This is a genomic window from Paenibacillus sp. S33, assembly GCF_053615415.1.
In genome coordinates, this window is the sequence record NZ_JBSIEZ010000001.1 from 4,020,331 (window position 1) to 4,044,755 (window position 24,425).

The 24,425-nt window shown below is 45.8% G+C and carries 23 protein-coding genes; 1 reads left to right on the forward strand and 22 read right to left on the reverse strand.

Annotated elements, in window-relative coordinates; all coding sequences use genetic code 11:
* The first annotated feature begins 117 nt into the window (after positions 1-117).
* On the forward strand, positions 118-1,149 hold the full coding sequence (locus tag ACWGXJ_RS18295) for a PocR ligand-binding domain-containing protein (protein WP_452567346.1): 1,032 nt from the start codon (positions 118-120) through the stop codon (positions 1,147-1,149).
* Between the two features lie 172 nt (positions 1,150-1,321).
* Here the strand turns inward: ACWGXJ_RS18295 and ACWGXJ_RS18300 are convergent, their stop codons facing one another.
* The 22 genes from ACWGXJ_RS18300 to ACWGXJ_RS18405 all read right to left on the reverse strand — a co-directional run bounded on the left by ACWGXJ_RS18300 (position 1,322) and on the right by ACWGXJ_RS18405 (position 23,960).
* A complete protein-coding gene (locus tag ACWGXJ_RS18300) occupies positions 1,322-2,251 on the reverse strand; it encodes a DUF2167 domain-containing protein (protein ID WP_452567927.1) in 930 nt (309 codons plus the stop codon).
* A 522-nt stretch (positions 2,252-2,773) separates the two neighbouring features.
* Positions 2,774-3,046 (reverse strand): hypothetical protein, encoded by a 273-nt coding sequence (locus tag ACWGXJ_RS18305; RefSeq protein WP_452567347.1) that lies wholly within the window; start codon positions 3,044-3,046, stop codon positions 2,774-2,776.
* Between the two features lie 108 nt (positions 3,047-3,154).
* Positions 3,155-3,598: an SUKH-3 domain-containing protein gene (locus ACWGXJ_RS18310; RefSeq protein WP_452567348.1), complete on the reverse strand. Its 444-nt coding sequence runs from the start codon at positions 3,596-3,598 to the stop codon at positions 3,155-3,157.
* Between the two features lie 34 nt (positions 3,599-3,632).
* Entirely contained in the window at positions 3,633-6,380 is a 2,748-nt protein-coding gene (locus ACWGXJ_RS18315) for a hypothetical protein (protein ID WP_452567349.1), read from the reverse strand.
* Positions 6,381-6,401: 21 nt separating this feature from the next.
* Complete coding sequence (locus ACWGXJ_RS18320; RefSeq protein WP_023989844.1) at positions 6,402-6,794, reverse strand: DUF4280 domain-containing protein; 393 nt, start codon at positions 6,792-6,794, stop codon at positions 6,402-6,404.
* A 15-nt stretch (positions 6,795-6,809) separates the two neighbouring features.
* The gene (locus ACWGXJ_RS18325) at positions 6,810-7,334 is read right to left on the reverse strand and encodes a hypothetical protein (RefSeq protein ID WP_452567350.1); all 525 of its coding nucleotides are present in this window, start codon (positions 7,332-7,334) and stop codon (positions 6,810-6,812) included.
* Positions 7,316-7,963, reverse strand: coding sequence for a hypothetical protein (locus tag ACWGXJ_RS18330; protein WP_452567351.1), 648 nt, complete (start codon positions 7,961-7,963; stop codon positions 7,316-7,318). The genes ACWGXJ_RS18325 and ACWGXJ_RS18330 overlap by 19 nt, the downstream gene beginning before the upstream one ends.
* Entirely contained in the window at positions 7,960-9,372 is a 1,413-nt protein-coding gene (locus tag ACWGXJ_RS18335; protein WP_254328721.1) for a phage tail protein, read from the reverse strand. Before ACWGXJ_RS18335 ends, ACWGXJ_RS18330 begins: the two co-directional genes overlap by 4 nt.
* Entirely contained in the window at positions 9,369-9,968 is a 600-nt protein-coding gene (locus ACWGXJ_RS18340; protein WP_254328720.1) for a hypothetical protein, read from the reverse strand. Before ACWGXJ_RS18340 ends, ACWGXJ_RS18335 begins: the two co-directional genes overlap by 4 nt.
* Before the next feature lie 25 nt (positions 9,969-9,993).
* Entirely contained in the window at positions 9,994-10,770 is a 777-nt protein-coding gene (locus ACWGXJ_RS18345) for a DNA and RNA helicase (protein WP_452567352.1), read from the reverse strand.
* A 33-nt stretch (positions 10,771-10,803) separates the two neighbouring features.
* The gene (locus ACWGXJ_RS18350; RefSeq protein ID WP_103049364.1) at positions 10,804-11,382 is read right to left on the reverse strand and encodes an RDD family protein; all 579 of its coding nucleotides are present in this window, start codon (positions 11,380-11,382) and stop codon (positions 10,804-10,806) included.
* Positions 11,383-11,412: 30 nt separating this feature from the next.
* Positions 11,413-11,925 (reverse strand): RDD family protein, encoded by a 513-nt coding sequence (locus ACWGXJ_RS18355; RefSeq protein WP_452567928.1) that lies wholly within the window; start codon positions 11,923-11,925, stop codon positions 11,413-11,415.
* A gap of 62 nt (positions 11,926-11,987) precedes the next feature.
* Positions 11,988-14,639: a molecular chaperone gene (locus ACWGXJ_RS18360; protein WP_452567353.1), complete on the reverse strand. Its 2,652-nt coding sequence runs from the start codon at positions 14,637-14,639 to the stop codon at positions 11,988-11,990.
* 31 nt (positions 14,640-14,670) lie between these two features.
* Entirely contained in the window at positions 14,671-15,360 is a 690-nt protein-coding gene (locus ACWGXJ_RS18365; RefSeq protein WP_235308896.1) for an iron-dependent peroxidase, read from the reverse strand.
* Positions 15,357-16,676 (reverse strand): hypothetical protein, encoded by a 1,320-nt coding sequence (locus tag ACWGXJ_RS18370; RefSeq protein ID WP_039272928.1) that lies wholly within the window; start codon positions 16,674-16,676, stop codon positions 15,357-15,359. Before ACWGXJ_RS18370 ends, ACWGXJ_RS18365 begins: the two co-directional genes overlap by 4 nt.
* 48 nt (positions 16,677-16,724) lie before the next feature.
* Positions 16,725-18,602 carry a serine/threonine protein phosphatase gene (locus ACWGXJ_RS18375; protein WP_452567354.1) on the reverse strand — a complete coding sequence of 626 codons (1,878 nt, stop codon included), beginning with the start codon at positions 18,600-18,602 and terminating at the stop codon, positions 16,725-16,727.
* A gap of 22 nt (positions 18,603-18,624) precedes the next feature.
* On the reverse strand, positions 18,625-19,455 hold the full coding sequence (locus ACWGXJ_RS18380) for a PP2C family protein-serine/threonine phosphatase (protein ID WP_342418727.1): 831 nt from the start codon (positions 19,453-19,455) through the stop codon (positions 18,625-18,627).
* A gap of 35 nt (positions 19,456-19,490) precedes the next feature.
* A complete protein-coding gene (locus ACWGXJ_RS18385) occupies positions 19,491-20,018 on the reverse strand; it encodes an FHA domain-containing protein (RefSeq protein ID WP_025720819.1) in 528 nt (175 codons plus the stop codon).
* Between the two features lie 67 nt (positions 20,019-20,085).
* Positions 20,086-20,634 carry an FHA domain-containing protein gene (locus ACWGXJ_RS18390; protein ID WP_023989858.1) on the reverse strand — a complete coding sequence of 183 codons (549 nt, stop codon included), beginning with the start codon at positions 20,632-20,634 and terminating at the stop codon, positions 20,086-20,088.
* A 32-nt stretch (positions 20,635-20,666) separates the two neighbouring features.
* Positions 20,667-21,116, reverse strand: a complete 450-nt coding sequence (locus ACWGXJ_RS18395; RefSeq protein WP_442435064.1) for a DnaJ domain-containing protein — start codon at positions 21,114-21,116, stop codon at positions 20,667-20,669.
* Positions 21,117-21,246: 130 nt separating this feature from the next.
* Positions 21,247-21,672, reverse strand: coding sequence for a hypothetical protein (locus tag ACWGXJ_RS18400; protein WP_025685506.1), 426 nt, complete (start codon positions 21,670-21,672; stop codon positions 21,247-21,249).
* A gap of 119 nt (positions 21,673-21,791) precedes the next feature.
* On the reverse strand, positions 21,792-23,960 hold the full coding sequence (locus ACWGXJ_RS18405; RefSeq protein ID WP_023989860.1) for a hypothetical protein: 2,169 nt from the start codon (positions 23,958-23,960) through the stop codon (positions 21,792-21,794).
* Positions 23,961-24,425: the final 465 nt, after the last annotated feature.

Consider the following 24,425-nt stretch of genomic DNA (forward strand, 5'->3'; position numbering starts at 1 on the left):
TTGGAGGAATCAAGGAATATATTATAATCTACAATCGTATTTTTTTGCACTGAAGATCACAATTTGTACTTTTTTGTTATTGCTTACAGGATAATTTACCATTAAGGGATGAGAATCTTGATACGTGAACATTTGAGCATCCAGAAAATCTTTGATTTGAAAAAGTGGGAGCAGTTGCAGGATTCATTAGCATCCGTTACCAAATTAGCCATTCTCACCGTCGATTATAAAGGGAATCCCGTAACTAGCCACAGCCAATGCCAGTCATTCTGCAAAAAGGTTCGCCAGGATGTGAATCTCCTTCCTTACTGCCAAAAATGTGACTCTCGCGGTGGGCTTGAAGCGGTGCGTTCCAATAAACCTTATATTTATCTCTGTCATTATGACATCATCGACATCGCGGTACCGATCATTATTGACGATAAGTACATCGGCGCCGTCATGGCAGGTCAGGTACGTTTAGCCGATCCTTCGAGCGCCTTACAGCTCGAGCAAATCCTCACCTCAAAAAATGAAAAACTGTACAGTTCCAAATGGGAAGAACTTAAGAACGACTACGCCGATCTGCCATCCATGACCTATCAGGAAATTCAGACGATCTCCAGCATGTTATCCTTATTGTGTAATTATATTGTTGAAGAAGCGATGAACAAAAATCTTCTCGCAGAAATGTTCGAGAAGGCGTCGGCCACACAGTCCACTCCGCAGTTGTCCGAGATCCTTCCTGGCTACTCGTTGGAGCATATCGAAAACCTTAAGAAAGAAATGAATAATTTCTTAGCAGATGCCTATCTGAATGCCTCAGGAGATGTGGATATTTCGTGCGGAAATCCCGTACTAAAACCCGCCTTCGAATATATTTTTGAGCACAAGGGTGAAACTTTTTCTCTGAAAGCCATGGCTGACTTGTGCCACATTAGCCCAAGCTATTTTAGTCGGCTGTTTGCGAAGGAAACGGGGGAGAACTTTTCCAGCTATCTTTCCCGCCTGAAGATTAAATGGGCGAAGCAGTTGCTCGAAGCTACAGATATTCCGGTATCCCAGATCAGTAGCGAGCTCGGCTTCAATGAGCCGGGGTATTTCATCAAAATATTCAAAAAGTATGAAGGCACAACGCCCGCGGTGTACCGAAAGTATTACAAGGGATAAAAAAAACGAAAAACAGATGATTCACGGGTCTAACGTCACCATGATCATCTGTTCATATTGTTTTGCTCAAGTTACGTATCCAGCTCGTGCTTCTCAGGCTGCCTGAGATTATGTTTTGCGTTCAATCACCATCCCCTTTTTATCAGCAATTTTATGAAGCGTTTTTTTATCTTCACTGTAGTGTTTCTGACTGATCCTGAGCGTTCGTTTCATTGTGCATGGATTCCGATTCTTTCTTGCGAAATAATTTGGCAAAAAACTTGCCTATCACACCAAACACACCTGCACAAGCTGCGCCGATAAGTATGATAACCTTAATTCCCGCGCCCTTAAAAAAAGCAATGAGTAATGCCAACAAGCCTACTTTTTTAGCTACTGCCAAGCCTGCTCCTCCCAAAATCAATCCGGTTAGGCCGTATTCGGAAATTTTGTCCGTTGAAGCATTAAAATCCTCATACCGCTCGCCTGATTTGACTGTCAGCTTGGGTAATATGTTCTCATTCAAAAACTTCTTATCTGCGTCCAAATGCGCAGGATCGGACACTAATATTGCAGAGATATAACCCTGACGAGTGAGCAAACGAACATTATAATTGATCAGCTTTTCCTTGTTCCCATCCTCCGCCAACATAGACCAGGTTAGATTATGGGTCGCTTCATTATAAAAAGGCTCCACATCCCAGCCCGTAACATACAGACGATCACTTTCCGCTTTTTCCTTGTTACTCTCTTCCGTACCCTCTTTATAACTATCTAAAATGGCATCCGCATCGATGTCTTCTTTTTCATCATCCTTGATGTGTCCAAGTTCATAGTATTCAAAAACAACTTCCCAATTTTGATTTTCATCTTTCGGAAATATACTCCCAATTTCTTTACCAGATGGCTTCTCGTGATTCATTTCGCTTATCTTTGTGTTAGCTGCATCTAGGAAAAGAAGAGATGAGTCCAGTTCGACCGCAACCATTTTTCCCAGGTCTACCTTTCGGCTACCCTCAATCCATTTTAATTGTTCATTGGATGAGGCCCACGCGTTCCCCCCACTGAGTAACACCAGACTAAGCGCCAACAGCGCTCCAAAAATCGTTTGGCTCCATTTCATTTTGCTACTACATCTGTTATCTAGTCTCTTGTTCAAAACTCATTTCCCCTTTATAAATTCCAATATATACCATATCCCCAACCATATTAGCCACTGCTTCATATTTTGTCAATTCACAGTAGCAAAGGGAGTTTCCGAGACTTAATACTCATTTTTATACATATGTATGCAAATATTCTAATCTAAACGAACTGAATTTATAATATGTGAATGAGCGATAAGAAAAACTCATAAAGGACAAGCACAATTGTGCAATGGCACTACTTATCCGTTCTAGCTTCCTATTTATGAATTCCTAAAAAGGGCTTATTCCTTGATACGACAACCCCGTTGACTTCTAGCTTAATTTCGAACACATCCGTCTTGCATAAAAATGTAGAATTTCAGCAGATTAAGGAATGCATAATTCATATAACAAGCGACTTTAGTCTTAGTGACTTTTTACCTATTTTTAGATATATGTCAACTTTTTTATTCAAAAGAATGCATAGGCTTTCATAGGGTTGATTGATTAGAAATAAGCTAATTATTGAGAAAACTGCCCCTAAGGTGGTTTTTAGACATAAACATCAGCATATTATCATCTCTCGCTTGACCAATTGCAATTAATGATTCATTAACTCGCATTTCTATTTCTTCGAAGTCTTCTTTTTCATAGTAATCCCCATAAGTTTCCTCTGGAATTATATGAAATGAGTCTTTATCTCCATTAGGTCGATTAAAGCTATACTTTATCCCTCCAAATTCCCTTAATACGTTAGCCTTATTGTTCCTTACCACTTTTATTTTGGGCATACAGAAAAAAAAGCTTATTCCTTCATTGATTCATAACGGAATAAGCTTTAAAAATTTATTAAAACTGAAGTTATTTGTTGCTTAGTTGACTTTGTTAAATACTTAGCTTTATTCCTCACTAATTACCTTTAGCTCTTTACTCTCACATAAATTATTCATAGCTTCATATATATTATTGCCAAATTTCCAAATATAATAATCGTCCATGATACCGTATACTTTCCCAGTCTTAGACATAAACATAGTTGCATTATCGTCATATGCCAATCCGATCACAACTAGCTCTTCTCCAATTATCGTTTCATACCTGCTATAGTGTTTCCTTTCGATTCCTTCCCTTAAAAATTCAGGACCTATCTGAAAGTCATCTGATTCGTCACTAGGCACTGAATACTCTAGTCCTCCGAAATGTTCAAATGTCTCTTTAGCAAGATCAAATACTTCAAATCCCTTTTTTTCTAAAAAGTTTATTGTTGAGCTGATCTCTACTTTTCTTTCGGGATACCAACCAGCATCCTTTAAAATATCAATAGTTCTTTGTGAAAAATTCATATGTTAACCTCACTCAGTTTATTTAATATTTAAATTACCATTTATCAACCATAAAGTCCTTGAATGTTTCCTTGCAATTTTTACACATTTTTTTAAATTTACCAGTCTCGAATGAAATGGTATTGAGCAGAATATCTTCTATTTCAGCTCCATTTTTTAATGCTTGATTAACTGCCTGTATTTCTGCACAGTTTTCAACTTCCCACTTTTCGAAACTCTCTTTTCCCTTTTGTTCTCTTGCAGCTTGCTTAGTTTTCTTCACTAACTCTGCAAGTCGAGGGTCTAATTCATTAGATGCAGAAGGATTATACCTCTCAATTCCTGTCCTAGTATCTTTCCCGACACCATTATAACCTATATAAATTTCTTTGCTCTTAACGTCAGTAGCGGCGGTAATAACATGAGGTTGATAAGGTTCATTTGTTACCGGATCAATATACTTCCCAGAATCTAATTCTTTCAGTTCCTTATTCAATTTTTCTCTTGCAGCTTGTTTAGCTTCTTCTATATCTTTACTTCCTACTGGCCCCTCAACCTTTTTCGCCGAGTTCTCTTCCATTTCCTTCATGACCTTGTTGTAATTCTTCTGCACATCCGTCTGTGGGAGTGGTCCGCTGTCCATCTTATTAACGTGCGGAACTGGCGCTCCGTTGGCTGTGGCCAACTTACCGGGGTTGAGGCCGTCTGCCATTTTACTTAGTTGCTCATTGAACTTCTGACCCAGTTTACTGCCGGTCTGCTCCAGTTTGGTTACAGCTTTACCAAAGCCTGCCCCGACCGCATCTACACCTTTGCTAATCCATTGCGGTGTAACTTTGCTGCTTACCTTTTCCGCGAATCCGCCGATGGCCTTGCCTACTTTGGAATCCAGTACGCCCACGGTGACAAAGCCCAGTCCTGCGTCTTTTGCTACTGAGCCCCAGTTGATCTTTTCACCACTTAGCACCTGACTCGCCAAATTTTCCGCGGCATTTGTTACACCGCCGATCGCTGCTTTTCTTAGCAACGTTCCTCCTACACCGAGTGGACCAAAGATCGCTCCAGATACTGCCCCGATCCCCGCTTCTTTTAAGCCGGTCAGGGCATAGTCACTAAAGTCGCTCACTTCCCCTCGGGCGATATCCGATGCCGCCAAACTCGCTACGCCCAAGCCGCCTGCAAGCAGTGCTCCTCCGGCTACCGCCGCAATGACCACCGTACCCGCTCCAAGCGTCGCTACCGTAATGGCCGCCACCACGGCTACAGCTGCCACAACCGCCAAACCGCCCAAAATATTCATCCCCAGCTTGCCCCAGTTAAACGGTTCAGGGGGTGGCGGCGGTGGAGGTGGCTCGCCTTCCTTCGGTTCATCATCAAACGGCGGGTATGCAGTTCGGTCGCTACCGTCAGCCCAGACGTTCACTCCCAACACGTGGTATTCGTTTTCTACCGAAAGCCCCGTGCTTCCTCCCGTCTGATACGCCATGACCTGACTGGTTCCGTCAATAATGATTTTCTTCGGCGTATTCAGAATGATTTCCTGCTCTGCTTCTAACGATAACTTCTTGGGACTAGTTATTTCAATCCCAGTAGCATCGTCCAGACTCATCTGCAATGTCCCACCCGGATCACCCATGATATGGATGCGACCCGGTGCCATTTTCAGCTCACTTCCATGCTCCGTACCAAAATATCGATCATTGGGATTACTCGTTTTCGCGCAACCGTCTCCATTTGTACGAACCGCACCCAAAATCATTGCTCTGGAACCAGACGCATCTGGAAAATACAGACTTGCCTGTGTCCCCACCTTCGGCATACTGTACATCGCACTTCCTGTAGGGGGAGCGAACGGGTACCAATGCGGCTCGGATACTCCATCATCCTTATCAATCGCCAGCCGTAGCTTCACTTCCTCTCCCCGTACCGCCAGAACCTCTCCTTCCAGAGAAATTCCGATTGTTTTGGGATTGGGGATGAAATCGCTGCGAATGCCCTCCGCGCGGGCCAACACATAACTAAATAGCAAATGCCCCTTTTCCATGCGGCTTCGCAATTCAGTTACAATCATTGATTTCTGGCGAAATTGCACCTCGTCTCCAAGAGCATACCGTTCTCCGCTTTCGATCTCGTATTTGAAAAAGTCGGTATCATGTAGCCCGGCTGACGTTCCGCCTGCCCGCTGATAGCCCTTTAAATCTTTACTTGCCGTATAAGGCGTATCCTTCCGAATCGTTCGCTGGGTGCCAGCTGGCATGCCGAAATACAACTTCGGCGCGGCGGACTCCCATATGTCGCTGACCACCACTGTATGTAAACGGCTCGCCATCCGTTTCATAAGCTCCCAGTCGGTTTCATCATATTGTAAAATGGCTTCGCCTACCGACTGCTCTCCGGTCTGGAACAAGACATCACTTCGCTCATAGCCTTGAGCAAGCTTATTCACTAACTGTTTATATGTTTGTTTTTCCTCAGGAAAAGACCGCTTTCTTTTGACAATATCCAGCTCAAATGAGCCACTGATTCCTTCTAGGGTAAGTGTATATACTCCATTATGGTTCTCAACTTCCACCATATGGACAACACCCTTAAATAAGCTGATTTCCTCATGTCCATTCTGCGCATACACATGTAGCTGATCCTCTGAGGTCGCATCTAGCGCAGCCGTGGCATGACTCGACTCCTTACAAATGCCTGTGAGTGTAATACGCCCATGCTCACCCGGCTTCCACTCGATCTGAACATCCTTTAAGACCTGAATGGGGTAGGGGGAATTTATTCGAATCTGATCATATCCTATCATGTTTTCAAACCTCCCTTCCAGCTACTCCTCCTGCTGGCCATTCGTATGAAATTCGATAAATCCATGATATAAACAAGTCTGAAATGAAGAGGTCGTCAAGGCTGGCTGGCCTTCCACCTTTGTCTGTTCTTTTGTGTTTTTCCACTTATCCGTCAGCATCGGCAGGCATGGCTTTCCTGAGATTGTGGAGCCATCTTCGGCGATCAGATATATAGTCTCGGCACTCGGCTGTTCCGGACTGTTACAAATTCCAAAATGAGGGACATTTTCAGGAGAATAATCTCCTTCATTCATCATGGGTTTACCATTAACAAAAGCCCCGTGGCTGTTCGGCAAATTGATCTTTCGAGGATGCGTCCCGCAAGTGCAACGCATACAGGCCCCCCGTACGACATAATACTCATTATCTGACATGTTCCATTTCCCTCCCTATTTCACCTGGACTTGCTCCAAAGCGATCCCGGTATAATCACGCCGCAATATACTTTCCGCCACGTCTAAACGGACAATGATCATCGAGGTAGCACTCTCCTGGATTGTAAATATCTTGTGGCCCCGAATAGCATCTGCACGTAATACCAGCTTTCGAAGCACACTTTGATCCAAATTCCATTCGCTTTCTGGATGTACTGCTGCAAGCCGCTCCATAAAAGGAATATAGTAATTCTTCTGTATCCTCTGTTCGATCTGAGTAAGTATCGTTAATTTCATAGGCATCTCCGGCACATAGGCCTGGACAAGACGCTTTAAAGCATCTGAAATAAGAGGAATGGGACCTTCTAGATAATCAATAAAAATACTTTCTGCATCTGCCTTCACGTGAAACATCAATGGTTTGACAATATCCTCCGGCTGCAAATCATACAGCTTCCACGGATCAATCGTTTCCATCACCTTTTGTAACGTAGGAACATGGGTATACCGCACATCCTGCTTTAAGAGGAAATAATCCATGAAGTTTCCCCCTCTCGTATCTCAGCTCTCTCACTACGCGTAAAACGGCACAATATTTCGCTATCATCTCGATATTCTCCAGCAAATATCGTGCATGCATTTGCTTTTGGCATCCTTTCTAACGAAGGGGAAGCGATAAAAACTGGCATCTGGCTTTTCAAGAACTCAACAGTGAGCAGATGATATTTAACCGCCTCAATTTGTTGAATTTGTTCAATATCCATCGTTGTGATCTTACGGGCATAATCTGATTTAAGCTGTTCCAGCTTAGTCATGCGATTGAACAGAGGCTCGAAAACAAAGTCTGCCGACCATTCCACAGCGCATTCAGTCTCATCCAGAAACCAATTTTCATCATAGGCATCTATACGATAAACCGCTTTATTTTTCATAACACGAGTTCTGAGTAAGGAGATATAAATATATCGAATATCCCCCTTACGACCTTGCTCATGCTGAAGGGTAGCGAGCTGGCATAGCGACTCTAAAGCTACTATAAGCTCGTCTTCAATGGCTTGCTGGCGCGTCAGAAAGTTGTTTTCAATAAGAGCCAAATCATGTATCCATTCCGTGAATACGTGCTTTTCCAGCAAATCCTGCAACGCAGCATCCCGATCCATGAGCTTCATTCAATGTTCACCTTACCCCCGGTTAATCTTACATCGTCCATGATGTCGAGTTTGGCTCCGGATTGAATAAAACTCACGCCTTCTTTCCCCTCCATAATAATTTTCGCTCCACCTGTAATTTGGATATCCTCCTGAGCAGACAGGGTTATTTTTTTGTTACTGTTAATTTCGATCCCGCCTTCATCCGTGAGGCGCATGAGCATTTGCCCACTGTTGATAATTTCTACTGCACCAGGCTTGAAAACGACTTGTTTGCCGTACTTGGTGCTGATACTTTTGACCGCAGGATCACTTCTTTTAACGGGATCAGAGGAGGCAAGATCGACAGAACTGGCGGCAAAAGCATGCTGCTCCCGTTCATCCGGAAAGTACAGACGAATTTGATCCCCTGCTTCCGGCATAACATACCAGCCGCTGCCATCAGGAGAAGAATAAACCGTAGAATAGGGAAACCACATAGCCCCGGATGCAGTCGAGCCTTGATCAATTTCCAGCTTGATTTTCACTTTTTCTTTGGAAATATCAATCACCTTGCCAAACAGAGAGGCTCCTGACAGATCATAGGCATAGACGGTTGAGCATTTTAACCCATGTGCATCCCGTAAAATGTAACGATTAACAATCAGATTTCCTTCTGTGGTCGTCTCCGCCCTAGCTATGTAAAGCGTTCTTTTATGAAAAATGACAGAGCTACCGAGCTCTAGCACTTTGTTGCTGGTCACTTCATAGCTCAAACTGTTAGACTCGCCATATTCCGGCAGTCCGTTACGGGACATGAGCTTGTGCTCCTTCAAGTCTTTTTTTATGGAATAGTTATGTTCATTCAGCGGTTGAGGGGCACTAGAATGGGGGACACCAATCACATATTTCAGTCCTTGTTGCATCGTAATTGGAATTAAAGCAGCATGCAGCCGAGATGCAATTCTTTTGACAAAAGCCCAGTCTGTTTCATTGTATTGCACTAATAATTCACCGATAGCTGCGCCATGAGAAGCCTCATCAATCACTTCTGCATCAGTATATGAACTTGTAACATGCGAAAATAGATTGTTATATGATTCCGCTGTTTTTTGGAATGAACGACGTTTGGGGCGAATGTCCATCATTAAGGTTTCACTGCTAGCCTCAATCGTAAGCTCGCGTACTCCGTTTACAGCTTTTACAGCAATATTCGTGACGATTCCCTGAAAAAACCGGATCTCCTTGCCTTCACTTTTTAAGAAGACTTCGATGTGCTCATCTTCATCTGCTTTTTCTACGTATTGATCCAGCTTGTCCTCCGAAACAATTCCACGTATGCAGAAGCTCACATGTTCGTTTAACTGTTTAATGAGATGGATACTTAATACACGCTGAAACTGATAAGGGGCCACCTGAACATCTGCTGTGGTGTAAATGGGGTTACTCATTCATATCCCTCCTTTTCTGCCTCGTCAACCGTTTGAATGGTACGAATCATCTGCAGGGCGACATCCCGCCATTCAGCATACTGCTTATACGGACAACAAAATGTTCCCATGACCGTCTTTCCTTCCAGCTCAAAGTAGAACATATTGTGGTAGATGGGCTGGTCCAGCGCAGGACTTTTAAAGTCAAAATAGCCAATCTGCTTACCATGTACCTCTTGTATTTTTTCTTCATAAAATACATGGGCAGGATTCATATTTTTCATCATTGCCTTCATGCCAGAAGTGAGCTGTTCCACCCATTCATCTTGTAGCGTCTGGTCCACCCGATTCAGGGTAACATCCACACTGCCCAAATCATTCGTCAAAATCATTTCTGGACGTTGCTCATGAGGATATTTAATCTTTTGCAAATGCTTGGGCATTGGACTAAAGATAGAGGGCACATGCATTTTCAGCCGATCTTTAAAGAAAGATCGCTCTTCAAACACATAGGATTGACCGTCAATGATTATGGGTCCTGCTAAAATATCGTTAGGCCTCTTCAGCTTCTCCATCTCGCGGAGCTGATCCAAAATCTTTTCATCCTCATATTTCATAATGCACACTCCTCTACCTGATTTTCTAATCCACAATCATCCGTCCGGCGCCGCCGCCCTGCCAACGGCCTGCTGTTCGTTTTCCACGTCCGGCGCCTTCTAGAATAAGAACTAGCTGTCTATGCAACTGAGCATGAGAATAATCTCTGTATTCCGCACCATTTCGGTTTGCAATGTAATGCTGAATGGAAACTCTGTCTACGGCTTCTGAGTTCAGGCATATGAGCGCAAACATACAATCCATCGGATCTGTTGCACCACTTTTAAGCAGCTCGGATGCGAAGTAGCGCATCGTCTCTGGGCGCAATGTACTCTGCTTCAAACCCGCAAAAGGAGCATGAATATCACTCCATGTATTGAATTCGGTTGCCATGTCGGCAAAATCCTGATAATCCGAGCGAAGCACGGCTCCATCTTTGAGCTTGAATCGGCCCAGCTCCATCTTATCCAGACCGATCTCTGCCTCATCCTCCAGCACGATATCTGCATGATGGGCTGTGAAATCCGGGCGATCTGTTTGTTCCAAAAAGAGCAACTTCAACACCGATAGCCGCCCCGTGGCCGCATACGGCACTTCCTGCTCCTGCTCCAGCAGGTATAGTCTATCCTTGTGCTTCACGATGCCTCTACCAATGGTCAGCGTGTTCTCCCCGACAGTTACGTTCATTCCGGTGATAATACCATCCGAAAAATCCTGATACCGGATATCCAGAAAACTGCGTGGGTAGTCTCGCAGGTTCTCCAGCATCTCGGTTTTTAGAATACGGCCCTTCTCAAACTTCGGCACGATATGGGTTAACATGTGGTTTCCTCCTCTCTTCGCTCTGCGACGTCATTACTGCTCTTCTTTATTCAAGGGAACGGACAACCGATTTACGCCGGGCGCAGGAGCCGGAACAGTCACCTCTGGAATCTGTGAGTTAAGCTTTATATACTCCGAGTAATTGAGCCATTTTTTGTTTACCACATAGGAACAAGCGATTTTGTCATGCAGCGCCTGCTTCTTCGCTGTGAAGGCCACCATGATGTAACCGACAAATATAGTGACCAAGCTAATGATCTTACCCCAGTAGCGGGCGTTGGCCCGTCCGAAAGATATTTTTTCATTATTTTCATCCACAACGACAATCCCCGTAGCCAGCTTGCCGACCGTTCCTCTGCATTTTGATGATTCCATGATGGTGTGGTAAAGCCAATCCAATAAAAGAGGGCCAAAAATAATAATAGCTCCCAAAATTCTCACCGACACATCGTCTAAGTGTGAAACAAACTCCAAAAAATTCGGCATTTTTACGAACGCAGAGACAAACCCTATCGTCACAAACGGCAACGTATCAATCAAACGAATAGTCACAAATAAAATAGTATAATCTAGCAAATGGGCTAAAAATCTTTTCCAAAAACCAGCGTACATCCTACAGTTCCCCCTGTTTAAAATCCACCTTTACATCCCGGCTCCGCGTTGAGCTTGCTCACGAAGGATATAATTCAGCTCACGTTTGTCCACAACATAGGTACGGGCAATCAGATCGTGGAGGGCCTGTTTTCTCGCCGTAAAGGCTGCCATAATAAAACCGACGAACAAAATGATGACTGATAGAAGCTTACTCCAGTAGCGTGCACTTGCACGTCCAAAGCTGAGCTTATGGTTAAACTCATCTACCACAACGATACCGAGAGCCAGCTTGCCCACCGTTGCTTTGCATTTGGACGATTCCATAAGCGCATAATATAGCCATATAGCTCCCCAATTCAGCAAGGTCTGTCCTATTGTTTTCATTGTAAAAATATAAGTCGATCTATCTGAGAGCAAAGAGCTTTCTGCCGGAGACGGTACCCAATCCCCTAAGGTCCGAATCACAAGCCAGATCAATCCAATTATTAAAAATACAAACCATAGAATAAGGCTATCGATGATATAAGCCAAAGTTCGTTTCCAAAAACCTGCATACAGCACGTTATCCCCTCCAAGTGTTGTGTACTTTTCTGATTTCAGCATTTTGCGAAATTCTTAATTTACTATTTCGTGCCGTCAAAGAAATCCAGCTCGGAGAGATCATTTTCGAAAGCAAAAAAGTGTTTGGGTCCCAGATGCAGCAATTCATCTCGGCGGGTAATCGGGACTACATAAAAGCCCCAGCGGCTATCCCCGACAAAAACAAAATATTTCGTTTCCCCATTACGGATGGAGTCCGTATCATCCTGCGGGATATCCCGCCCGTACAGCACGGCAATTTTCTCATACGGCATGGGTTCAAAAGCTTCTGGCCGACTACGGTACACATGACGCTGACGCAGCTTGCCGCCGTCGGCCGTCAGGAAGAACTCTACCTCAGCCGCATGAGACGGCCGGGAAATAGAACCGCGTACCCGGTTGCTTTCCAAACTCGCAATCAGCTCTTTCTCGCGTCCCGTATGTGTCCATGCGCTGACCGTGTATGGAATAGCCGGAATATGATTGGTAATGACAGGCTCAATCGTGCCCATTTTTTTAGCGTTCAGGTAACGGATAGCCCCGCGCAGACAGGCCATTTTCAACTCAGGTACCCGCCTGAGGTCCTCTGCCTTTTGACGAAACTCAATACTGCGCCCTGGTACAAATTCCTTGAGTGCTTCGCGAAATACGTCAATCCGGCAGGACTGCCCGGTTAGCTTGATAATCGAATAATCCTGCAAGCGCCCCTCCAGATAAAACTCATCCAGAAACTTGCGCACAATATTGTAGATGTCTGCCTTAAGAAGCTGCTGTATCTCCCGAATGTTAAACACCACATCAGGCAACCCATATTCATCACGAAACCGTCCGTTCTCGATGACTGATACTAGCCAACGATCCATCACTGCAATGTTCAGGTCGCTTTCAGCAGATAATACCTGCTCGGATTCGAAGCGGCTGCGCAAGATCCCCGTACGTAGAAAAAATTCCTTTTTCATATTTTCTGCCGCGCTCCACAATAGATGAAAATTACTCAGTACCCGCTGATATTCATCCCGTGTAGCATGCTCATACTGTTTGAACGCGGTAGGCAAGATGGCCTCTGCCTCTCGGTAGCGCTCCTCCAGTCCCGCATATACAGCATCTACACCAAACTCATCCACATGACGGTACAAATCTCCTGAAGGAATGCCGATCAGGGCATCAATATCGGTGTCAGGCAAACGAGTCTCGGCAGCATAATAACCTGCAAATACAATTTTCATAAACTGCATAATCCGATACGTCAGATTGTTTCCACCAAAATTGGTATCCCCATTTTCATACGTTGTGTGAATATCCAGCTTGTAAGCAATACGTCCGTCCTCAATTCGGAATCGGCAGGAAGACAAATCTGTCGTGCCTCCGCCACAATCAATGACAAGTGCCTGATACTCCTCACCGTCCGCAAAAGTCCCTCGTTCCATCTGGTCTGCCAGCGTGTTGTACAGCACAGCCAGCCCTTCGTCCAGCGCATCCTCCGCTTCAATCTGGTAATCAGGCAAAATATCACTAAACATCTCTATAAACTGGGGCTGCAGCTTAACCGGAGCAGAAAAGTGCAGGTTGCGGAACCGACACTTAAATTGCTGCTCGGCTGTAGCAATCACATAACGGATAAAAGCAGCTAAAATATCACTGCGGGAAGCGGTTGCTGTATTCCCCTCGGAATCCATTAATTCCTCGATTCGCTTATAATCGTTGACCCACCGCTTGATCCCTCGCAATACTGTCGCACGGCTGCCTGCCACGTCAGATCCACGTAGTGCATCCTCCCCAAATACATAAAGGATATGTTCTGGATTGGAGCAGTCTGCGACGCGAATAGCAGTCGGCAATACTTCGATCCAGTCGCCTTCTGCCCCTTCTGGGCCGGGGAATGACACATAATTGATGGCGTTCAGCCTTACCGTGCTGCTCATACCTGTATCAGGAGCCGTAACGTAGGAACTATCCAAATAAGCACCTGCTGTGGTGTTCGAGGTGCCAAAATCAATCGCAAGTACCGCATCTGTTGTTTCCGTACCCCGAATGATCAACTCTGCCACCGGAATCCGGTGACCTTGAAGCTTCAGCGGCAGCATTGGCTTATCTCCATAGTAGAGGTTATAAAAATATTCTGATTCCTGTCTTCGCAGAAATAATAGGCTATAACTATGATTGGGCGTCTCTCGCAGTTCAGCATCACGATGACGAGAAAGATAATATACGCCTGTGCGTCCCTCATCCTTCACTAAATTCAAAACACCGCACAGTTCTCCTGTCGCATTCACCAGCAGCACATTAGATGAGCTCAGCCAAGGCAAATCGGATTCAATCCGGTAGTTGTCCATGCGACCTGTGCGTACACCCTGATACAGTGTGATTTTAGCGGGAACCCGGATACCGCTACTCTCCTGCCGACGGTCGTTCCAGTTTCGCTGTAGTGCCGATTCCATGCGTTCAAAACCACCAGGATTCGGCCTTGTGATGAGTAAATGCTCTTCCGCACTCCGAAATCGCAAAATCACGCGAATCAATTCTTCACGTGCCAGGCGATTGGCAAAGCCCTCGACCAGTCGTTCCTTATCGCATATTCCGCGTAACTGAAAGGTCGTCATTTGCTCCAATTCCGCCCGCGTGTATTTCGCCGTGAAGCGTATGCTTTTTCGATCGGTGAGCGGGTCTAGCAACCTGTATGTATAGGGTCCGTTCATCGTTCACATGTCCTTTCTTAGCCATTTAGCCTTAATAGAGGGCGATAGCGTCTATTTTCATCGTAGGATCTTCCTCTAAAATGCCGAAATGACTTGTCCAATACAATTCCGTCGTAAAACGTGCCGGAAGAAACAAATCCAGAATCAAATCCACTTTAATCCGTGACAATGGCGTCTCCTCTTGGCCGATATAGATGAGTAATTCGTCTTTTTCCTCACAATTGGTGTAAATGATTGAGCGATGAAAGACGCGCCGCATCGTTTCTTTTAGCAGATGTACGGCTTCTCCCGTCTCATACAGGCGCAGCAGTCCTTCAGCAATCGCGTCCTGATCCTCACGGTTTAATTGTCCAAAGCCTTCCTTTACCTTCAGGCCAAAAATGCCCTCTGCAATATCACGCCGAACAAACCGGATATGGTACTCCCGCCGATTCATCCCTTGATACAAGTCCATTTCCGCCAGAAAATGCATCATAATATCAAATAGCGATTCTCTCAGCTCCAGATACTCTTCAGCATCCGGTGGAAACAGATCCCGAAAAATAGAATAAAAGCGGTAGTACGGATTGATTTCCACTACCTGCTCCAAATGGGAAGTATTCAACTCTGCCAGACTAAGCTCCATATACGGAGAGTAGCTGACAGCGGGTACGAAGCGGAATTTATCTACATCCAGCCCCTGTTCCCTCGCGCGCATGAGCAAATCCCAGACGTAATTCACACCCATTCTCCTTCACACTTGTACTCCGGAAAATACATCTGCACTTCCGATACCAGAAAGCTCATTAAATCGGATAAAATATAAGCAGGCGCGGTTGGCGAAACATCGTCAGAACCACGTCTGAACCCCAAACGCATGATCTGCTTGCCTTCCTCTGTCCGTACGTTATCGCTGACAAACGGATTTAACGGATACGTCTGGGTTTTGGTTACAAGGTTGCTTACATCATTTCTCCCTGCACCTCCCCAGATGTCCACACGTTCCAGCTCCAGCCCCTGCGCTGCTTCAAACGAGTTTACGATGCGCATGATTTCCGCCTTGGCACGGACAATCACGGCCTGTTTCCCTGCATAGCGGCCCAAAAAGCTGTCCTGTCGCCGATTAGACAATAACGGATAAGTCTGACGACTAAGTCTCGTTGTAACAGGCTTCGTAACCTTCAACACATTCCATTCGCCAGACTTATCACGTGGTGTGACAATCGTCAGTTCCTCTTCTGTACGCTTGATATACCGGATATCGCCTTCAGTCCCGTCAATCAAATAACCATGCTCAGGACCTGTTTTTCGCAAAGGCAGCACATGCTCATAGTTCACACGATCCATAGCGGGTATAGGAAAACCGCTGTTCTTTAGAGATAGCCTTTCAATGTTCCAAAGCGGAAAAACGTCGCCCTTCTTAAAAACGTCGAATTCCTCCAATGAAATTGTAATTTCATGAATTTCTTCATGGGCGGCCGGCTCGCCGTCTCCACCAATCAATACACAGTCCACAAACTTATAAGCGTACGGATGATTAATTGTTTTCCACGGCATACCATTTTGCATAAACGTGTGATATAACTGCTCAATTTCCAAAATATAAGAACGGTTATGCTCCAGACGAAAACGAATCGGATAATTGCCGGTTTCCGTGACCAACATTCCTGAGAAAATTCGTTTGCTGCGCACCAGTGCTGAGATTCGTTCGGTCTCCATCTCAAGAAAAAGCGTAAACAACGGCATCGCACCGCCTTCGCGTACCACCTCTGCTACACGGCTGATGTCCATCTGTTTTTCCTCCGTATCAGACGGTAACACAGGATATAAAAATTCATGAATTGGGTCATAGTCCTCACGCGATGTCAATGACACGTACACATCAATCTTTTCTTCCGTATTCTCAATTTCCTCAAATACCCGCCGTTCTAGCTGGCGGGTCATTTCTTCCTGATATTCGACGAGGTTCATAAATACCCCCGCCATCATATTTTTCAGTAAACGTCTCTGCTCTAAATCGTCCATCTTGCTCAAACGGTCCTGTACCAGCTCTTTCACGACGTCTCACTCCTTTCCGGCTCCAGCATTCATTGAACATGGAAAACATTAACTTCCGTTCGCAGCAGCCCGATCTTGGTTCTCTGAATCAGACGCCCCTGCTGTTTTAGAAGCGGAATCAGCAGTTCCTTGCTCTTTGTTGGTATCCACCTTGGCCGAAGGGGCAGTTCCATCGCCTGTACCCATGCTCTTTGCAGCCGAAGTGGCTTCCTTCTTCGCGGGTGTGGTTCCCGCTGAAGCCGTTGGCGCAGCCTTCGTTTGCGATTCTGCAGCAGGGGTTGCAGCAGCAGAAGATAAAGCTCCACCCGCTGTGTCCCCTGCGTCCGTGTCGTTCAATGCTCCATCAGACAATCCCAATCCAGCAGGAAGCTGACCATTTTTCTGCTGTTCCGCGCTCTGCTTTTCCTCCGCCTTGGCAATGCTCCGCTCCAATGCCAGAACACTTTCGAGCTTATCGATCTCCTGATAAATTTCCTGTGCCCCGCTATAGGCATCAATGGCTCCTTCATAATCGAGATCCTTCATCATCCGATCCCCTTTGGCCTGAAGTTTTCCAGCTTGAATCTCCTTGAGCTGCTGCTGAATAGCTGTCAATTTATCGTTGGCCTCGGTAATTTTCTTCTCCAGTTCTTTTTGCGCGGACGTATAACCGGATTCCATCGCAGCCTTGTTTGCTTTCTTGTATAGCTTAAGCGCATTCGTGTAATCGCCGCCCTGAAATTTTAAATCTCCGTCCTTCATCCAGCTCGCTGTCTCGGCATAGCTGTCCAATTGATCGATTTTATGCTCAATATCCTTCACATTAAACGGTGGATATAGCCCGGCGCTTTTCCGTGCTTTCTCGTAGCTGGCTTCAGCTTTGGTAAAGTCCGCCTTTTCCACGTAGCCGTCTCCGTCCACCAGCAATTGAGATAGTTTCTGCTCGGCTGTATACAGTCGCTTATGAATCTTATCGTTAATTTTAACCGCCGCATTTTTCGCTTCGCTGTAGGACTTGAGCGCCTTCGCATAATCTCCTGTCCTTGCATAATCGTCTGCGGCTTGGGCTGATTCGATCATCGTTTCCAGTGCAGCTGCCTTATTCGCAGCCATACGAGCCAGCGTAATCCATGCTCCCCCGCCCACAACAATAAAAACAAGCAAAGCAAGCAAAATCCGTTTGATCAACTTGCGGCGGTTTTTAGGCTTTTCCTGAAAAACTTTATTTACATAAATGGCCGCAGCCGTGTAATTATTCACCGTCCGGTGCTGTTTGCTTAGCAGAACCTCTTCCAAGGTGTCCGTCAGCATGACCGGGTCCTTCGCTTCCTCCAGCGCCCCCAGCATTTCCGCCAGCTCGACGTCCTCCCACATCCCTGAGGTGGCAAGCAGGATTACATCTCCATCTGCAAGCTGGGTCTTTTTGGCGTAATGGGCATGAACTCCATTCGGATTTCCCAAGTATTCCAGCAGATTACCTCGTTCCTCATGTGTGCTGGTCGCTTCGTCTGGAATGCGTCCATCATCTGCCAATGACTGAGCCAGACTATGATCCTTACTGCGAAAATTAAGCCTTCCATTGCGAAAATGATATAGCCGCACATTACCGCACGAAACATACACCATTTTGTTATAGTTGGTCACTACCATCAGCAGACTGGCTTTAAGCCGAACGCGACGGCTTTCAAATTGCAGCCATTCCTGCGCTTCACGCAGATCTCTCATCAAGCGCCGTTTGGACATGGAAGGCTTCTCCATGAAGTTTTCCAGCACCGTTTTGACAACCATTTCTGCGCTACGCAGCTCCTGATCCGAATCCAGACCGTCTGCGAGGACATAACAGGCCATGTCGTCCGTCTCCATGAATGCAAAATAGTCCCGGTTGTCTATGTAAGAGCCCGCTTCCGACACAAAGGCGGTACTAAAATCGCTGTTGTCCTTGCGCATCGCTACCCCCGTCTTTCTTGTTTCATCCTATCGCCAAAATAAGTACTGTCGCATTATCCTGACTTTTAAAGCCTTTATCATTAATGGCATCGATCATGGCATCCGCTGTTTCCTGCGGTGTTCCACCCTTGCGCATAATCTCTTCCAATTCAATCTCCGTCAGCGCCTCCTGAATGCCATCGCTGCACAGCAGCACATGATCGCCTGAATACAGACGAATCGGTGCATTACCCATTTCCATGCTCTCAAAGCCCTCATAGCCCAAGTAGTTGACCAGTTGATTGCGCACTGGACTCGTTTTGGCTTCCTCCGAGGTCATTTGTCCAGCAAGCACTCGTTCCTCCAGCAGTGTTTCTGCTGTATGCTTGGAATTGACTGTTTGGAAATGACCATTGCGGTAAATCGTAATCAAGCTGTCGCCCACCGCTCCGTAATACAGCTGATAGCCGCACACAATGACCGCAGCCAGCGTCGTTCCTCCGCCCTGTCCGTTCAAATTTTGCAAAATGCCGCGATTGCTTTGAGTTGCCGCCTCTGCAAAATATCCATTCAAATTCGTTGCATCTTCCAGCTTGGCAAACGCCTTCGTAAAAGTCGTCACAGCCAAGGTACTGGACATACGCCCATTGGCCAGCCCACTAATACCGTCTGCGACAACAGCCAGCGTACCGACAGGTGTCGTCATACTGGAGAAATAATCATCCTGCTCGCTCCGGCTCCCGATCGTTTGACCATTTCCGATCTCAATTCCACTCACGGTACGGCTGCCGGAACTTCGCGTCAGTCGTATACGGATCATGAGCAGAACAGCGAATAGTACCGCAGCTCCACTTACAACAAAATAAGGCTGCATATCGTTACCTCCCTGCACCATTGCCCAATTCCGTCCTAGTTTTCGTTATCCCACTCAAAATGGGCGCCACACAGCGGGATAAAGATAAATTTGCTGTGTCCCAGCTGAATCACGTCATAGGCAGCCAGCTCTGCTGGTGAATATACCGCCTCGTTATTGTGGTACGCCAAACCTGATGAATCGCCTGGCAGCAAGTAAAAGTTACGTTTCTTCGGATCATACACAATGACCGCATGATTTCTACGGGAAATCGTGTTGTCCCCGATAATGCGGACATGCATTTCCTCTGCGCGCCCGATAAAGTTTTTCTCCGCCATAATGCGATAATCCTGACCCACCTGTGCTCCTTCGATGCATACCAGCCATCCGGTTACCGGATGAATGCCCACCGTCTCGCCCAAATACGGCATTGTTTTGTCGTTATCTCCTGCGACGTTTGTTTTCGCTGCTGGCTCCGCGCTCTTGGGTGCAGCTACATTTACTACCGTGTTGCAATAAGGACACGTATTTCCGTGCTTTCGTGTACTGAACATGTGTCCGTTCGGGCATCTTGTCAAACTCATAGTCGGTTCCTTCCTCCATTGTCATGATTGTCTTTTCAGCGATCTGAGGATTTTGCAGCATCCTCATCTATTTAACGAGCAGTCTCGTATTGGCAATATATAATAAATCACCTGAGTAAATCCGGTATGGCTCACCGCTTTCCAACTTCTTGGTTACACTTTCGTTGGCAGACCTCAAGCCTGTACCATTACCGGAATCCACATCCTCCACAAACCAGTCGCTGTTCACCCGGTTGAGTACCGCATGCTCCACACTTACCAGGGAGGCATAATCTGTACCTACCAAATCAATATCCGCCTCCGAACGCGACGTTGTTTTACCGATTAATAGCGACGTTTCGCCTTCGATATACCATTCTTTAATGGACTCGCCCTCTTCATCAATCAACACCAGCTTGGCAATCCGCTGACGTTGCGCCTTTGGCTTGGCCACGGGTACAACGGACACTAGATTGCGCAATATGTATACAAGCACGCCGATTCCAATACCTATCGCGACCACGGTTTTCAAACCGCTGTAGCCTGTACGATTAAACACATAAAAGGCGATCGCCAGCATCAGCCCGAACATGGCAACATCTATGATGAAAACCCATCTGTTCTGCGCCGTTTTCACTGCTTGCTTCCCCCATTTCTATCCTGAAATCATCACTTTTTACGAATACCGAAAAATTGGTTAAACATCGCGGAGGTATCCGTCGGATCACCGGTTTTTTTCGTTTTTTTCCCTGGTGAGCCCTCCTTCGTTTTCGGATGAAAACCAAAAAATTGCTCAAAGTCAGTTCCTATATCAGCCGGATTGAATCCTTTGGCTGCCGTACGCGCACCGCTGGAGGATGCAGCCCCTCTCCCTCTCTCTTGCTGTTCCCCGCCAGCTCCCTCAGTTTTTCGGATGAGCTCGGCATCGTATGCCTGCCGCAATGCTTCGTCACGCAAGGTATTGTAAGCCTCGTGAATCAGCTTGAACTTGCGCGTTGCTTCCTCGCTTCCCTGGTTGGTATCAGGATGATACTTTTTGGCCAGTTTACGGTAAGCCTGCTTAATCTCTGCCTCCGAAGCATCCCGGCTGACACCGAGCAGCTCATAGTAGTTGGTCATTGTGTGATGTTCCCCTCTCCGAAAAAAATAAATATTAAGAGACCCGTAGGCCTCTTAATATTTATCCACCCTGCACTTGTGTGCCGGGTGAGTGTGTGTTTAAGCTGCACTTAACGTGAAGACGTTAAGCTTAAACCGGATATCCGCCGTCGATTGTAGCCAGCTCGGTTTTGTCTTTCTTTTGTTTGATGTAGAGTGTAAATGCACCTACACCTTCTGTGTCGCCGAAGTGCTCGGTGTAGTCTACAACGAAAGCATTCGGGAAGTGGATTTTACGCACAACTTGATCAGCTGCGATAACTTCCAGTGTTACTTTACGGTAGCTGTCTGCTTTTTCAGCAGGAACCAGTGACCACAAAGCCAGTTTCAGCGTGTCATCCGCGCTGTCACCGTCTACGGCTGTGATGATTTTACCGCTGATGCGCAGCGTGGAGCCTACGTCAGTGGAGCGTGCATTGGAATCGTCCGGTGTATCGGTGTCATAAATAACCGTTTGGATGTTATCCAAGCCCAGCTCGATTGTTTCTTGTCCTTCTACTTTCAATCTGAATCCCATGTGTGTTGCCTCCTTGAAATTAGGTAATATGATGGCGGGAGATGCAAAGCTTCTCCGCGATTTATGTATAAAGGCGGTTCTGGATAGAAACGCCTCTAACATCTTTCGTAGTGCTCGGATCATGATTTGACCGAGCTGGTTCCCTTAGTGATCATGACTTCCAGGTTCTTCACATTACCGTTGAAGACCAGATCGATATGACACATATTGCTTTTCTCATCAATAATGAAGCTCATATCGTCTCCATCCTGAATGATCGAGTTAACAGATCCTCTGCTGCTCAGCCACTTGCTCTTCTGACTGCTCGGATTGTTACTGAAGAAGCGGACGATATTTTCGTGTTTGAAGTCCCCAGTCTGGTAGCGCAAAATACGTTCAATGTACGTGCTGACCAGCGTCTTGTAGATGGAGTCAAAACCATCCTCGGACATCGCCATGCTTCTCGCCTTGTAGACGGTAATCCGGCGGATATCCTTATCCTGGATCTGAGCATTCTCCGACGAGAATACAAAACCGAAGTTTTTACGGTTGATGGCATCCTTGATAGTGTTAGTGAATCCGGTGATTTCCTTGGCCATCGTCGTTACCGTGCGCAGGCTGTTGTCTCCTGCTTCGATGTCGAAGCGTACGCCAGGGAAGTTCTTATTGACCGTTTTGAACGTCTCACGCAGGTACTCAGGACACTGATAGGAAGCGACCAAGCCAGCGGCAACGTAGGCTGCACCTACATAAACACCCTCGATCCACAGCTTGAGAATATCCTCTTTCTCCTTAGAGAGCTGTACACCGTCTTCGGTCTGTAGCATTTTGCTGTCGATAATGACACCCGATTTGTCCTTCGGAATAATCGTAAAGTTCGGTACGCAAGGAATAGCAAATTCGCTATATTCTCTGCGAACGAGACTGGCGCATTTATCGACATATTTGTCGATGCCTGCTGTCGCCATACTGTTGAAAGTCGTTTCTTCACCGGATTCAAAGTTAAAGAACATTTGAATTTTGTAATCCTTCACGACTTGCAGCAGCATCGAGAGCGATTCCATAGAATTTCCGCCCTGCTTAACGACCTTCTCGTTACCCTTGAAGCGTTCACGTGAAACCTTTACCTTACCGGCTGCTTCCAGCTCGACGGATGGAACGATACCGAACCAGATCGTGTCGCTGAACTCATTCTTAGCATTCACAGTGTTCAGGTACGTTTCCAGGCGCGGGATATTGCTGCTTTTCACCAGCATGTCCAGCTTGTTGTTCGCCACCAGCATTGTCGGCAGCATACCTTTGCTCTTCGTTGCATATTGATCGAAGAACATTTTGACACCGAGGATTTTCTCCACAAGCGGCTTAACCGCCTTTACGAAATCGTCCTTGGCATTTTTATAGAACTCCAGATACGTGTTGTAGTTTTGAACTTCAACCGCTGTATCCACCTTCGTCTGAACAGCTGGCAGTGGCACAAATGTGCGAACCACCAAATCCTTCACATAGTCAGAAGGCGTATCTGTGATGGAGTTATAATCCTCTTCGAATACTTGGGAGAGATCGCCAGTGCTGTTCTCATCCAACAGCATCAGCTCAGTGCTGTCGCTCTTCGGCGCTTCAATAATTTTCAGTTCGCCGCTTTCCCCAATGGAGAGCATACCCACCTGGATCAGCTCACCGGAGTTTTCCTCTTGGGCGCCACCGAGCAGAAGGCGGGTTTTGATGTCCTCAATTGCCAGTGGGAGCATAGCCATAACGTTGTTATAGTTCTGACTCGCTTCCTCGAACATTCCATTCAGCTTGTCACCCATGTCGAGTTTCTTCGGATCGCCATCATCCAGCTTGTCGTATTCACCGTACATATAGTGAATCTCTTTGCGGACTTGACGAATATCATCCATAACCTTTTTCGGTGAAATCATATCCAGCAGATTTTCAAATTTGAAATCTACATTGGTGATTCCTTGACTGCGCTTGGTATCAATGAGCGTAAACAACATTTTCAGAAAATCATTACTTTGATTTACACGAATTTCAGAAATGCTATCCTCATCAATTCCCTCTGGCTTTTTAAGGGTGTAGACGACTTTTTGATTGGCCGCGTTAAAAAACGAATACACGGTCGGCGAAAACTTATCCAAAAATTCGTCAAAGCTGCGCACCAGAAGGTGCTGATTAATTTCCTTGATCTTCTCATCGCTCAAGCTGTCAATACCCTTCACATCACCTACAATGGTGATCAGGTCCAGCTTTTCCGGGTTAATCTCTTCAAAAAGCATTGTCCGGTTGGTTTGATAAATGATTTCCATCGCTGTCGGCAAATGAACAAAGTATGAGTTATAGGTCCATTGCTCCATATACGGACATGGGATGTCCAATTTGAAACGGACGAAACTCATTTTTAGTTCTTTTGCCTCCTCCCCCCTACTTAACATTTAAATTCGTCAAAGGATTGAGCTTATACCACATTTAAGGTACAGGCATGTAACCTCGAAAATCGGTCCGAAGCGTTATTCGGCTTTTAACGGCAAAGCATGCAAGTGAGATGTATTTCCAAAATCAAAAGTCAGATAACACAGGAATTTTAAATTTATGATTTCGTATTCCTAACTTCAATCCCAATTTTTGCCGTTGATACGAGAGCTATCATACAAAGCACTCTTTAGTTTTGTCAATTTCTGTAGTCTCAGATTGAAATAGGGCATTTTGGCTCATTTTATGCGTAAATACGTAATTTTTATGATATGTTAGACCTGTTTTTTCAGGGAAATATT

Coding starts and splice junctions, on each gene's coding strand:
- ACWGXJ_RS18400 (WP_025685506.1), bottom strand. CDS start 21,672: ATGGGATTCAGATTGAAAGTAGAAGGACAAGAAACAATCGAGCTGGGC.
- ACWGXJ_RS18330 (WP_452567351.1), bottom strand. CDS start 7,963: ATGAAGCTCATGGATCGGGATGCTGCGTTGCAGGATTTGCTGGAAAAG.
- ACWGXJ_RS18300 (WP_452567927.1), bottom strand. CDS start 2,251: ATGAAATGGAGCCAAACGATTTTTGGAGCGCTGTTGGCGCTTAGTCTG.
- ACWGXJ_RS18345 (WP_452567352.1), bottom strand. CDS start 10,770: ATGTTAACCCATATCGTGCCGAAGTTTGAGAAGGGCCGTATTCTAAAA.
- ACWGXJ_RS18350 (WP_103049364.1), bottom strand. CDS start 11,382: ATGTACGCTGGTTTTTGGAAAAGATTTTTAGCCCATTTGCTAGATTAT.
- ACWGXJ_RS18315 (WP_452567349.1), bottom strand. CDS start 6,380: ATGATAGGATATGATCAGATTCGAATAAATTCCCCCTACCCCATTCAG.
- ACWGXJ_RS18360 (WP_452567353.1), bottom strand. CDS start 14,639: ATGAACGGACCCTATACATACAGGTTGCTAGACCCGCTCACCGATCGA.
- ACWGXJ_RS18375 (WP_452567354.1), bottom strand. CDS start 18,602: ATGCGCAAGGACAACAGCGATTTTAGTACCGCCTTTGTGTCGGAAGCG.
- ACWGXJ_RS18395 (WP_442435064.1), bottom strand. CDS start 21,116: ATGACCAACTACTATGAGCTGCTCGGTGTCAGCCGGGATGCTTCGGAG.
- ACWGXJ_RS18325 (WP_452567350.1), bottom strand. CDS start 7,334: ATGGATTATTTCCTCTTAAAGCAGGATGTGCGGTATACCCATGTTCCT.
- ACWGXJ_RS18320 (WP_023989844.1), bottom strand. CDS start 6,794: ATGTCAGATAATGAGTATTATGTCGTACGGGGGGCCTGTATGCGTTGC.
- ACWGXJ_RS18305 (WP_452567347.1), bottom strand. CDS start 3,046: ATGCCCAAAATAAAAGTGGTAAGGAACAATAAGGCTAACGTATTAAGG.
- ACWGXJ_RS18335 (WP_254328721.1), bottom strand. CDS start 9,372: ATGAGTAACCCCATTTACACCACAGCAGATGTTCAGGTGGCCCCTTAT.
- ACWGXJ_RS18340 (WP_254328720.1), bottom strand. CDS start 9,968: ATGAAATATGAGGATGAAAAGATTTTGGATCAGCTCCGCGAGATGGAG.
- ACWGXJ_RS18405 (WP_023989860.1), bottom strand. CDS start 23,960: ATGGAAATCATTTATCAAACCAACCGGACAATGCTTTTTGAAGAGATT.
- ACWGXJ_RS18380 (WP_342418727.1), bottom strand. CDS start 19,455: ATGCAGCCTTATTTTGTTGTAAGTGGAGCTGCGGTACTATTCGCTGTT.
- ACWGXJ_RS18385 (WP_025720819.1), bottom strand. CDS start 20,018: ATGAGTTTGACAAGATGCCCGAACGGACACATGTTCAGTACACGAAAG.
- ACWGXJ_RS18310 (WP_452567348.1), bottom strand. CDS start 3,598: ATGAATTTTTCACAAAGAACTATTGATATTTTAAAGGATGCTGGTTGG.